Origin of the sequence: Candidatus Afararchaeum irisae, from assembly GCA_034190545.1 — an archaeon.
In the GTDB taxonomy this organism is placed as follows: Archaea; Halobacteriota; Halobacteria; order Halobacteriales; family Afararchaeaceae; genus Afararchaeum; species Afararchaeum irisae.
This window is the reverse complement of record JAXIOF010000016.1, coordinates 1-12,184: the sequence shown is the minus strand read 5'-3', so window position 1 is coordinate 12,184 and position 12,184 is coordinate 1. Positions and strand designations below refer to the sequence as shown.

10 protein-coding genes and 1 tRNA gene are annotated in these 12,184 nt (G+C 49.6%); 8 read left to right on the top strand and 3 right to left on the bottom strand.

Features of this window, described 5'->3' with window-relative positions; all coding sequences use genetic code 11:
* Positions 1-41: 41 nt before the first annotated feature.
* From SV253_01970 to SV253_01950, 5 genes are all read left to right on the top strand, one after another.
* Entirely contained in the window at positions 42-206 is a 165-nt protein-coding gene (locus SV253_01970; protein MDY6774847.1) for a hypothetical protein, read from the top strand.
* A 119-nt stretch (positions 207-325) separates the two neighbouring features.
* Positions 326-1,594, top strand: a complete 1,269-nt coding sequence (gene tuf, locus SV253_01965) for a translation elongation factor EF-1 subunit alpha (protein MDY6774846.1) — start codon at positions 326-328, stop codon at positions 1,592-1,594.
* Positions 1,595-1,606: 12 nt separating this feature from the next.
* Entirely contained in the window at positions 1,607-1,915 is a 309-nt protein-coding gene (rpsJ, locus tag SV253_01960) for a 30S ribosomal protein S10 (GenBank protein ID MDY6774845.1), read from the top strand.
* 52 nt (positions 1,916-1,967) lie between these two features.
* A tRNA-Ala gene (locus SV253_01955) sits at positions 1,968-2,039 on the top strand.
* Between the two features lie 154 nt (positions 2,040-2,193).
* The gene (locus tag SV253_01950) at positions 2,194-4,170 is read left to right on the top strand and encodes a hypothetical protein (protein MDY6774844.1); all 1,977 of its coding nucleotides are present in this window, start codon (positions 2,194-2,196) and stop codon (positions 4,168-4,170) included.
* Between the two features lie 581 nt (positions 4,171-4,751).
* Here SV253_01950 and SV253_01945 read toward each other — a convergent pair.
* Positions 4,752-5,348 (bottom strand): site-specific integrase, encoded by a 597-nt coding sequence (locus tag SV253_01945; GenBank protein ID MDY6774843.1) that lies wholly within the window; start codon positions 5,346-5,348, stop codon positions 4,752-4,754.
* Between the two features lie 171 nt (positions 5,349-5,519).
* Between SV253_01945 and SV253_01940 the strand changes: the two genes are divergently transcribed.
* Positions 5,520-6,140, top strand: a complete 621-nt coding sequence (locus SV253_01940) for an HNH endonuclease (GenBank protein MDY6774842.1) — start codon at positions 5,520-5,522, stop codon at positions 6,138-6,140.
* A 3-nt stretch (positions 6,141-6,143) separates the two neighbouring features.
* Here SV253_01940 and SV253_01935 read toward each other — a convergent pair whose 3' ends face one another.
* Positions 6,144-9,053, bottom strand: coding sequence for a helicase-related protein (locus SV253_01935; GenBank protein MDY6774841.1), 2,910 nt, complete (start codon positions 9,051-9,053; stop codon positions 6,144-6,146).
* Positions 9,054-9,187: 134 nt separating this feature from the next.
* Between SV253_01935 and SV253_01930 the strand changes: the two genes are divergently transcribed.
* On the top strand, positions 9,188-10,171 hold the full coding sequence (locus tag SV253_01930) for a hypothetical protein (protein ID MDY6774840.1): 984 nt from the start codon (positions 9,188-9,190) through the stop codon (positions 10,169-10,171).
* 1 nt (position 10,172) lies between these two features.
* On the top strand, positions 10,173-10,622 hold the full coding sequence (locus SV253_01925; protein MDY6774839.1) for a hypothetical protein: 450 nt from the start codon (positions 10,173-10,175) through the stop codon (positions 10,620-10,622).
* A 184-nt stretch (positions 10,623-10,806) separates the two neighbouring features.
* On the opposite strand, the gene SV253_01920 is transcribed toward SV253_01925, so the two are convergent.
* Positions 10,807-11,418 (bottom strand): restriction endonuclease, encoded by a 612-nt coding sequence (locus tag SV253_01920; protein ID MDY6774838.1) that lies wholly within the window; start codon positions 11,416-11,418, stop codon positions 10,807-10,809.
* Positions 11,419-12,184: the final 766 nt, after the last annotated feature.

Below are 12,184 nucleotides of genomic sequence, written 5' to 3'. Positions count from 1 at the left end.
AACCGAGAGCTTTTTATCCTGTTACTGTTTAACACGCGGGTATGGACACAGGAATACTACTCTCAGGTGCCCCGAGCACAGGAAATATAAAACCAGCCTTCGGACCCACGGGACAGATAGGAGTCTTACTCGGACTCATACTCGCTCTCGTAGTCCTGTCTTACATATTCTCGACCGTGGGGTACAAGAGACTCGGGAGCAAGTAGCCCATTTTGAAGTTGGTGTTTGTTAACCCTTACCACGTTACTGTCTGGTATTTGTGACCCTAACCGTAATCGTTATTAAGTAATCAGTTCAAAAACAGTTAATCAAGAGGAAGAAAACTATGGCAGACAAACCACACATGAACCTGGCCATCATAGGCCATGTCGACGCCGGTAAGTCGACTCTCGTAGGACGTCTCCTCTTCGAGACGGGGAACGTTCCCGAGCACGTTATAGAACAGCACAGAGAAGAAGCAGAGGAGAAGGGCAAGGGCGGATTCGAGTTCGCTTACGTGATGGACAGCCTCGAGGAAGAGCGTGAGCGTGGTGTCACGATAGACATCGCTCACCAGGAGTTCGACACAGACGAGTACTACTTCACCATCATCGACGCCCCGGGACACCGTGACTTCGTCAAGAACATGATCACGGGCGCGTCTCAGGCTGACAACGCCGTACTCGTCGTCGACGTCGACGAGGGTGTACAGCCACAGACGAGGGAGCACGTCTTCCTCGCGCGCACACTCGGAATCGACGAGCTCGTCATCGCCATCAACAAGATGGACACAGTCGACTACGACGAGGACGACTACAACGCGGCTATCGAGGACGTCGAGGAGCTCCTCAAGATGGTCAACTTCCCGACCGACGACGTCGTCTTCACACCCGTCTCTGCCTTCGAGGGAGACAACATAGCCGACCAGTCGGACAACACTCCGTGGTACGACGGTCCTACTCTCATAGAGGCACTCAACGACCTCAAGAAGCCCGAGGAGCCCGTAGACCTCCCGACGCGTATCCCGATACAGGACGCCTACACCATCTCGGGTATAGGTACAGTCCCCGTCGGACGTATCGAGACTGGTATGCTCCACCCCGGAGACGACGTCGTCTTCGAGCCCTCCGGATCTAGCGGAGAGGTCAAGTCGATAGAGATGCACCACGAGGAGATCGACGAGGCAGGTCCCGGAGACAACGTCGGATTCAACGTACGTGGAATCGGACAGGAGGACACACGCCGCGGAGACGTCTGTGGTCCTGTCGATAACCCACCCTCTGTCGCCGACACATTCACGGCGCAGATAGTCGTGATGCAGCACCCGAGCGTCATCACTGAGGGATACACACCCGTCTTCCACGCCCACACCGCACAGGTCGCGTGTACGATAGAGAGCCTCGACCAGAAGCTCGATCCGTCGAGCGGAGAGGTCAAGGAAGAGAACCCCGACTTCATAAAGGCTGGTGACGCCGCGATGGTCACCGTCCGTCCCCAGAAGCCTCTGTGCATCGAGCCTTCGAGCGAGATACCTCAGCTCGGCTCGTTCGCCATCCGTGACATGGGACAGACGGTCGCAGCGGGTAAGGTCATAGAAGTCGAAGAGAGCGACTAGCTCTTAACGACTATGCAGACTGCTCGCGTACGTCTTTCGGGAACTGAGCCCGACGACTTAGACCAGATTACCGACGATGTGAAGGAGATAGCCGAGAGAACAGGTGTCAACTTCTCGGGACCTGTTCCTCTGCCGACGAAGGAACTCGAGATCCCCATACGTAAGAGCCCCGACGGTGAGGGCAACGCGACGTGGGAGCACTGGGAGATGCGCGTCCACAAACGTCTCATCGACGTCGACGCCGACGAGAGGACTCTCAGACAGCTCATGAGGATACAGGTTCCCGAGGATGTCTCGATCGAGATAGAGCTGGAGAGTTAAACCACAAGCCACAAAACATCTCTTAACTTATATAGAGTATAAAGTAGATAGAGGGCCGGTAGATCAGTGGTAGATCGCTTCCTTCGCAAGGAAGAGGCCCGGGGTTCAAATCCCCGCCGGTCCAAGCAAATTTTTACGGATTCTTCGGGAACACAAAACCACCAGACAGCGACCGCTTCACACCTCGAAAATACCTTCCCGTGAAAGGGAGTCCGACTCGTCTCGGAACGGAGGTCGGCTCTTTCCGGCTTTTATTTTGAGGAACCGAGGTGGTCGGCTTGGGTGATGAGTCTGTTGGGACTAATATAGAGGCTGACGAGAAGATATACTGTGAGGACTGTAGCCTACATATCGACGCCGAGATCTGGGAGACACACCTCAAAAACAGACATCCCAGAGAATACGATCCCGAGACGTTCGACCTCAACGACTACATAGACCGCAGTGGCGGAGACGAGGACAACGAAGAAGACGTCGACTTTGGGGCGCGCGCGACATGCCGTAGCTGCGGAGAGACCTTCGAGACCCTCCAGGAAAGAGACGAACACGTAAGAGAAAGCCTGACCTGTACTCTCGAAGAGGGACAGGAAGCGAGAACACCCGATTCTACAGACCTAATCAAGCCCGTCACACACGGTCTCGAAGCAAAGACGGCGTTTGACCACGAAACCTTAGACGCATACTTCGGTCTCGTCTCAGCGGTCTACGACCTCAGCGACGAGTACCCCGAGCATAAGTCAGAATCAGGAAAGAGCCAGACTATTGATGTCGACGGAGACATTACCTTCGAGGCTGTCGGTCGTGAGTTTAAGATAACGGCTGTCAAGTACTGGTCGAGTCAGTTAGACCCGAGTGATATAGATAGGATAGACTACGACAGAGTCAACGAGTACTCGATACAGTGTACAGAGGTAGACGGACAGGCTGATATCTCTCTCGTGCTGCGACCAAGCTGGGAGAAGATGGAGTCTCTCGACGGCGAGAGTATAGTGCCTAACGCTGAGACACCTCGTGGTCTCCGTGTACAGATAAATTCGAGCTATCTCGAACCCGACGAAGTCCTCTCAGCGGCTCGGGCTGTAGCAAAAGCCGTCGACTTTAACCCCAAGTATCTTCGGAAAAAGGATATCCGAAGTGACCTCTCAACGTGGACACAGATCGAACGCCACGTCAGGATAAAGAGAGAGTACTCGGATAGGATAGTCGGACTCGACGGAAAGCTAACCGAGCTCTCGAAGTTCTACGCGTCGAAAGACGAGAGCGTAGGAGAGTACAAATGGGACAACCAGGACGTTCTGGGTCGGATGACTCACCTCAGTCTCGGTGAAGAGGATCTTAGCGACATGGTGGATGTCGCGTATCCCGCGAATATCAAACATTACCATCTCAAGAACCCGAGACACTCCGTCCAAGACCCTATTGACCAACCGAAGGTAGAAGTACAGATCAAGGGCGACAGTATACCCTGGGAGAAGATCGACGAGGCTCGGGCAGACGCCGATACTATTCTCACGAATACCCTCCGTTGGTCGGGTATTCCGGTTAATCCGACCTCTACGGTCTATGTTGACGACGACGAGTTTACCGTAACGGCAATGAAATCGGATGGAGTCGAGTTCTACGTCGACCCGTGCGACGAAATCGAAGACGCTCAGGAGGAGACTGCGGTAGGAGTCGTCGGTGTTGCCGACGAGATAGAGTTGGAGGCTCTCGAAGAGATCGTAAACAGACACGGATCGGCTTCAGTCGGAGAAGTTGCGGAGGCTCTCGATAGATCCGTCAGAAGCGTGTATAGATACGTCTCAGACAGGCTTTCGGCAGTCGTCGACCTTGACCAGGGCGAGCTCTCGATAAGCTCAGACTACCTCTTCGACAGGTTAGACGACCTCTTGGAGAAGGGAGCCAGCGTCTCGTCCGACATATCCCAGCAGCTACGCAGTGAAAGAGCCGCAGCCGCGTCTGACTCCGCGCTAGAACGCTGGGCTACTAGATGGGGTATAGAAGGCAATCTAAAGCGCGACGACGAACTCACGGTTCACCAAGAGAGGATGACAAGATCCGAGGCTAAGGAGCTTCTGCGATCCGCATACAGTGTCTTAGGAGCACGCCGCGGCTACGACGAGGTACTCAGTATTACGTTTAGATTCGCAGACGACCCCGATGACTATCTTACATTCGGTAAGTCCGGTGAGAGAACCCAGCTTGTGATTCAGAACGACGACTACCGCATAACCTCAGATCTGAGACCGAGATAATCCGAGACCGGACAGCCTAAGCTTCACTCAGTTTATGTTTTATTTCTGATATATCTACCCAAGAAACACCATAGAGCGGTATCTTACTGTTTTCAGCGACTATACCACGCGACACGAGTAGCTTCTCGATCTTGTGTGTAACTACGTCTACAGAGCTATGCGAAGTCTAGATGTTTCGCCAAAATCTGTCAATATCCCCTTATATGTGTGCGTAAGCGCGCAAAATCAAAACCCGCCGTAGCCTCTTTTTGTCTAAGTGATCCAGTTGATCCACGGGAAATGAGGGTTCTTTTTTTTCTAATTTTGATCCTTACTTGGTATTCTAATCTCATGTAGTGTCGTGTTTATGCATACTTACGACATTATCCAGTGGTTTAGACGATTAGAAAAACTCTTCAGGGCTGTGTTTCTCGGATATTTGTCGTACTTTCCTACCTTCTCCGACATCAGCTCCTATAAAAACTCTTCAGTAAGGTCATGGATCTATACTTACTCCCTTCCAAGAACCCGAAGCCTCTACTCAATAGCTCTACGACACTACTATCGAATCCTCATTATCCTCGAATGAAAATACGTGGGAACTACGAATTAACCCTCTCGAACTCGGATACGATAGTCTCCTCACTTGGCTTCGAGAGATACGGCTTGATCGACTCGTAATCTTCCCACCCTCCGACTTCCATGACCACCTCGGGATTCATCCTTTCCTCGACCAGCATTCGATGAGCAAAGTACCGGCGCAGGTCGTGACTCGACACCCTCTCGAAGTCGTCGTTACCCGTGTTCTTAGCGGCTTTCTCGGCGGTCTGAGACACTATCTCCTGTATCCATCGAGGTGAGATGTCAAAAATCACCTCATCCTGTCCAATACTCTCAGCTTTTACATACCGATGCAGGTCTCTCTCCAGGTCTGTAGGGAGGTAGGCATCCCGAGGCTTACCGCCGTCCCCCGAGGTGTCCTTACCTCGGGGTATCCTGAGCATATAGTGCTCTCCATCTCTCGTTCTATTTACGTGCTTAGGCTTGACCTGGGGGATCTCGAAGCTACGCAGTCCTACTCTCCCCCCAAGTCGAACTATCAGATCTTCTCGGTATCCATCGGCTGCTCTCGTGAGCTCCTCGAACTCGTCTTGATTGAGCCAACATTTGTATCCGTTTCCGCTTTTCTCGACCCTCATATCCACTTCTTACTTATCCATAGACAACTACGAACTTAGTTCTGTCGGCGAGGCTGTTTTGAGGGTGTATATAGCCGAATAGGGTGTGTATGGTTCGTAGTTATCGGATAACTACGAATTGAAAGAAGTCCCTAATTCTTATTAATCGACTCAGTCAACGGTATGAAGAAAATGGCGGGAACAGATATTTCGAAGGAAGATTGCAGTGAAATGAGATCTCTATACTATGATAAAAGATATTCAATGAGAGAGATTGCTGAGGTATTTGACTGTAAGAAAGAAACGGTCAGGACTCATCTTCGGTATGAATGTAATCACGAAGAGGAGCATCCCTCAGATATAGTTCAACTAAAAGAGAAACTGGAAAAGAGAGATGAGAGTATCGAAACATCCGAACATGAGACTTCAACCACAGTAAGAAACACGCCATCTGAGTTTCGCCCGTTGGTTCTTAGATTATACTATAACCAGTGTCTGATAACTTCTGTTGATGATCCACGTCTGCTAGAAGTTTCTCACGTTCTTTCTTGGAGCGACTATCCGGAATATAGGCATGAAGTTGAAAACGTCATGGTACTCAATAAAATACATCACGCGGCATTTGACTCAGGCATATTCACTCTATCACAGGATTATAGACTCCACGTGTCCCCTGATTTTGAGACAGAAAGTACGTTTCTCCGCCGGACTTTATTAGAGAAAGAAGGGGACAAGATAGAGCTCCCAGAAGAAGTAAGAATAAAGCCAGAGTTCTTAGAAAGACACAACCAAGATCTGGACTGGTGGAACTGAAACTTACACGTCCTCGGGACGAACTATAACAGAAGCATTCACTATTTCAGGCTCTTTGGGTATGACAGATTTTTCCTCCTCAAGTCGCTGTAACTCGGTCTCTCTTTCTCTTTTGAGGTCACGTATCTTCGTCTCAGCATTTCTGATTGCTATAGTCATGTCTTTGTCAGCTTCGTCATCCTTTCTGCGGTACTCCTCTAAACGTTCTTCCCAATTCTGAATTTCATTCTCAAAGTACCGTTTTGCATGTTCCTCTTTAATATCGATCTCGTGTTCTCGTTTCTCACGGGCTTCCTCCGCAGATCCATTAATTATTGACCAAGCTCTGTCTTTGGCGTCCTCATATAGATGGTCAGCTATGGTAGAGATAGAGTCTACGTCAGGATGATCCATCGCGTCTTCAGGTGAGAGTGTATCTACTGTCTCGGGCGGGTCTTCGGTTATTTCGCGCTCCCAGTTACCATAAATCTGTATCAGATCCTCGCTAATTTCCTCCCCGTTGGTTCCAGCCTCGTAACCTACTCGGAAGTTAAACAGTATTCCTGGCGCGTTCTCTTTCTCGTCAGTCACTAACGCAGTACTCTTTCCTCCTAACCTTTCTTCGTTTAGACAGTAGTCTATTACACTCTGTACCAACGGGTGATCGAGTGACAAAAAGTCAATGTCTTCGCTCTCTAGTGCGACTTCGCGTGTAAATGTCATCTTCTCGTATCTGTTTCTGACATTACTACCGGACACTACCTCAGGTACTTCTAGATTATATACATCGCCATCCTTACGAGACGGTCCGGGTCTATAACCTTTGATCTCACCACCGAAGTTATCGAAGAACTCCTGGAGTAATAGCTTAATATCGTCTTCACTGATGGCTTCTTCCCTACTTTCGTCTATGATATCAAGTATGTCCTGTGGGTCGAAGTGGTCTCTTATCAGGAAGTTATTTTCAACAGTTTCGAGTGCTTCTTTTTGTTCTTCGACAACTGTGTCTATGTCCTCGACAACTTTTTCGACCGGAGAGTCTTCGTGGACTGCGTTCATTATAGTACTCTCCAAGTCAAAGTCCTCTAGAACCATACCTAACACGTCAGAACTCATACCGAGGTCGGACTCTATAGCGTCGATTTTGTCCATCAAGAGATCGAGTATCTTATTCTCACGTGTATCACGGACAAACAGATTGTGTATCTGGACGGTGTTCTCCTGCCCGTATCTGTGTAGACGTCCCATACGCTGATCTATCCGGTTGGGATTCCACGGGAGGTCGTAGTTCACCATGATGTGGGCGAACTGTAGGTTTATACCTTCTTGCGCCGCGTCGGTAGCCAGCATGATATTGACTTCGTCTTCGAACTTTCGCTGCTCCGCGCGTCGTCTGTCGTGGTCTATGTCACCGTGGATCTGAGCTATGTCGTAATTCGACAGTACCTCGTCACGTAGATACTCAAGCGTGTCTGTGTACTCAGTAAATATCAGTATCCTCTCGTCGGGGTCTTCTTGTAGCACACCCTCAACAAACTCTCTGAGTTTCTCAGCCTTCGAGTCGACGTCAACGTTCTCTGCCTGCTCTTTGAGTTCTTTAACTATATCCAGCTCTCTTTCGACTCTTTCAGGGTTGGTCGATAGAGTAAGATTCTGAAGCTCTTTTTCAACCTTCTCTCTCTGCTTGGAGGTGAGAGAGGTGGGATCTGTGCTGTAGCGTGCGATTAGATCCTGTTTTTCGTTCGAGATATCCTCTTTTATGGCGTCATTTTGTATAGTCCGTACCCGCTTTTTCAGCGACTTCCGAATTGCGTGGATACTCGATACGAGACGTTTTTGGTAGATCGCCATCGCAAATCCAGTCGCCTGATTGCCTTCCTCCTTAGCTTCGTTGTAGTGTTCAGTTATATACTCAGTGACATTCTCATATAGATCTCGCTCTTGAGGGGTAAAGTCTACGGGGAGTGTACGGATTTCCTTCTCCGGAAACATCGGTGTACCGTCGGGTTCGACCATATCGGACTTGAGACGACGTATCATAAGATCGTCGAGTTCGTCAGGAGTTATATCGCTTTCATCTGTGAAACGGTACGGGTCAAGAAGGCTGACCATCTTATAAAACTGAACGGACTTTCCGCTGTGAGGAGTTCCTGTAAGGAAGATCAATCCGTCAGTATTGTCTGAGACCGCTTCACCAACCTCGTACCGTTCGGTTTTTTCGTCTTCCTTTGCCGTTAGGTGGTGTGACTCGTCGAATACTGCTACGTCCCACTCGGCGTTCTTGAGGGGCTCAAGCATATCATCCTGCTTGGCAAAGTCTATAGAGGTAATTACGTGGTTTTCCTGTTCCCAGACGTTCTTGTTAGGATGGGCATTCCTTGTAGCGTTGACATATCCTCTGTCGTAAACCACATAGTCTCTGCCGAACTTATCCCGCATCTCGTCTTGCCACTGGGTCGTGAGTGGTGCAGGGGAGACGATTAGAATGCGGTCAGCTCTGTCACGTGCTACAAGCTCTTCTATGACTATGCCTGCTTCAATAGTCTTACCGAGACCGACCTCGTCAGCTATGAGATACCTATGATCGTATGAGTTGAGTATCTCGTAGGCGGCTTGTATCTGGTAGGGCTCTATCTCTATCTGACTACTTGTTAGTGAGAGGAACCTGTCGTGTTTGTACGCTAAGTCGAGTTCGGTGGCTTTCCTTCGCAGGTCATACTTGATCGGCTGGTCGAAGTCTTTCTCCACGATACTGTCTGCGACCGATCCGAGCTTTTCTATGTGTGGAAGGGTACTATGCAGTTTCTTGAGGTCTCGATCATCGCCTTCGGTCAGAACGAATAGAAGGTTGGAATCATCGCGTTCTTCTATTTTAGTTATTTCTCCCCTGCCTCCAGCAAAAGAGATCTTGTCACCGACTTCGTAGTTGGTCATCGGCTCCCCCTCAAATTATTGGAAATTAATGCGTTCATCATGTATTAGTTGACTGACCCTCGCACATAACTGTTGACACGACGAATCTCAACACAGAAAGAGTCATTAATCAGGTCTCATATATAGATATATTCATGTTCACCCTTGGCGACGAAGACAGTATTCTGGACGACATCAAAGAAGGGGTGGAAATAGCCATGCACAGAAAGGGGTATGGCTCCGATTCAGTCGACCCAATCAAGTTCAATAAGCTGGCTTACTTCGCTATCAAGGAGTACGACATTCCAATAACTTATGGATGGTATAAATACGGACCTGCGCCGGTAAATGTAGCGAATCAGAAAGTCAGCGTTAGTCCACGCCCGGCAGACACTGTCCAAGCCGTAAATGAGCCAAGGGTGCAGAGCCCATCAGACAAAACGAGAAGTCCGGAAGAGTATTCTTATTTCTTTAGTAACGACCTCGGCGAGTTCGAACATATCGTCGAGACTGATACAAAAGAGTATCTAACAGAGTTCTACTTTGAGCATGCCCCCGACGAGTACCGTGACCTATACATCGCTAGTGCCGAACTCCAACAGGTTCTCGATAAGGTAAGGGAAGACCCCTCTTGGCATGAGGAAGGAGAGGAGGTCGTCTCTCTACTCATGAAGCGTTTCCCACGTGTTATCCATGAGGTTGCTTCGAATCCAAACCTCAAGGAGTCGGTGGGCAAGATACAGGACTACGAGGCTCTGCTGACGGAGATACTGACCACCGCGTCCGATAGGGACGACGTTACAGAGGTTCAGCAACGGTTTATTAAGAGGGTGCTCGACTACTTCTATGGAGGGGCGTGGAAGTACGTCGCTCTCCTCATATCAAGAGACACCGTAAACCTATCGCCTGGCGAGAACAAAGACCGGTTGCTCAACAGTATCGAAGACGAGCTCGGAGAGCTAAGAAACGAGTACAACGAAGAGATTTCGAGGCTCAAGGAAGAAGCAGAAAAGTACGACTTGGTATCGGAATCGAGCCGAGTACAGGACGTCTCTACAGAGGACACGAGAAAGTTCGACGAGGACTTCGACGAGGAGGAAACGGTGTCACCGCAGGAAGTGCTTGAAGAGTTAGACTGATATGCGGGAGTACTCCCTCACGTCAGATGAGAACGTAGCTATATTCCACCGAGACGCCGCTGATTCGCTGTTCAACGATTTAGATAAGAAGACCGAGTACCAACGGCAGTTCCTCTCCCGCCTCCAAGACGCGCTCGAAAGTTCGACGCCGGATCAGTACGTCGAGAAGCCGTACAGCGGTGTCCAAAACGTCAAACAGTTCCGCGCAGGGGACGAAATGAGGGGATACTGTGTCTTCGCCGACGAACCTGAGGGATACAATATCTTCTACTTTCTCGAAGTTACTGACCATGAGTACGACAAGTATCCGGTAGCAAAGTACGATACGAAGGCTGGAGATGTTCTAGAAAGGATACGCAGTCTGTCAGGCGAGGCTGAAGTTAATGAGTATGTTGAGGGGCAAGACGGGTTCGACGCCGAGGACATAGAGCGGATACTCGAAGAAATATAGTCCTTCTGAGTGTGTTTCTCATCCCTCGACGGCTTCTTCTACGATCTCTATCTCCTCGTCAGTAAGTCCGTAGATGTCGTACACCCACCTTTTTACTTCGTCAGGTTCTCTCGGGGTGCTCGCTCACCTCTTCTCGCAAAAATCTGAACCAAAAAGTACCCGCTCGCTCCTTCGTCACTCGCGGTTAGTCGGCGACAGCTTCCTCTACGATTTCGATTTCCTCGTCGGTGAGTCCGTACAGGTCGTAGACGATTTCGTCTATTAGAGTGTCAGTCTTCTCTATCTTCTCGTCGAGTTCGTCGGCGCGGTTCTTGACCTCCATGTACCTTTCGAGTCCGTCGCGTGTCGCGTCCACGTCGGGGAGCGTGAGGTCTTCAAGCCTGTCTACGAGGCTTATTGTCTGTTTCGCGCTCTGTCGGAAGTCCGCGAACCCGCCTGCTTCGTCGACGGCGACGGGCACGAACTCGCGGACGAGCGTCTCCTCGGCGTCGGACAAGCCGGTGAAGACCATCGCCTCGTAGCTCTCGAACTCGTCCTCGGCGAGGCGTCCCCAGTTGTCGGTCTCGCGCGGGTCGTCCTCGTCGGGCTTGTAGCTAACCTCGGCGTGCATGACGAGACGCGCTCCGTCGCTCTCGAAATGTACGTCCTCGACACGCAGACCCTCGTAGTCCTCGGCAGTCTTCGATAACGGCGAGTCGGCGAGTCCGGCGGGCGGCATGTACAGGTCGCCAAGTGTTTCGCCCCCTATCGAGTCAGATATTCCATCGTCGGTAGAGATACCAAGATAGTCAAGCACTGATAGATTCAGATTAGAATACTCACTTTTGAGATTAAGCATCTCATCTACTAAATCGTGTATACGACTCTGTGAATCTCTGGGGACGCGTAACTCATAAAGGAAACCCGATTTATAAGCTCTAAATCCTCCTCTTTTCGGTGGCGCTATACCCCGATACATGAACTCAAGCAACTTGGAATTTAGAACCCCTAAGAGAGTCTTTATATGATTCTCTTGAGTGGTTCTAATGCTCTTAACCTTTGTGTTAAAGAAATACTCATTATCACCAGTGTCTAAAGTGAATTTATTGGAGTCAGCGATTTCGGGTAAGAGTATTTTTGGGTTTTCATATATTTCCTCCTTACGCTCGCACCAAAGCTCATACCACTCCTTACCTGAATCCAGAACGTACTCTCGTTCTCGAAGCTTGCCTTCGTTCTCCTTTAAATAACTCCAGGTGTTAGGATAGTCGTTCTGGAGTTGGTTCTTAGGAATTACTTCGTCGTTTTTATATGGGTAAATAACCTTTAAACCCGTTTTTGGAGGCAAATATTTTTTGATATCCTTTCCTTTGAGAACGGGTTTAAGTAAGTCTTCTTCAAGACTATATTCTGTGATTGTTTCAGGACCCAGGAAAAATACCTCATCCTTGCCCGAATGGATACCCTCTGATACGGATTTTGTTATTGATTCCAGCTTTACGAAATCTCTAGGAATAGATTCAATCATCTTGGCTCTGGTGAATCACTAGACTGCGTTGGATTAAGCCACTAATGTAAAGGAG

Excerpts from the sequence above, each read along its gene's own strand:
- SV253_01970 (MDY6774847.1), top strand. The coding sequence starts at position 42 with ATGGACACAGGAATACTACTCTCAGGTGCCCCGAGCACAGGAAATATA.
- tuf (MDY6774846.1), top strand. The coding sequence starts at position 326 with ATGGCAGACAAACCACACATGAACCTGGCCATCATAGGCCATGTCGAC.
- rpsJ (MDY6774845.1), top strand. The coding sequence starts at position 1,607 with ATGCAGACTGCTCGCGTACGTCTTTCGGGAACTGAGCCCGACGACTTA.
- SV253_01945 (MDY6774843.1), bottom strand. The coding sequence starts at position 5,348 with ATGAGGGTCGAGAAAAGCGGAAACGGATACAAATGTTGGCTCAATCAA.
- SV253_01940 (MDY6774842.1), top strand. The coding sequence starts at position 5,520 with ATGGCGGGAACAGATATTTCGAAGGAAGATTGCAGTGAAATGAGATCT.
- SV253_01935 (MDY6774841.1), bottom strand. The coding sequence starts at position 9,053 with ATGACCAACTACGAAGTCGGTGACAAGATCTCTTTTGCTGGAGGCAGG.
- SV253_01930 (MDY6774840.1), top strand. The coding sequence starts at position 9,188 with ATGTTCACCCTTGGCGACGAAGACAGTATTCTGGACGACATCAAAGAA.
- SV253_01925 (MDY6774839.1), top strand. The coding sequence starts at position 10,173 with ATGCGGGAGTACTCCCTCACGTCAGATGAGAACGTAGCTATATTCCAC.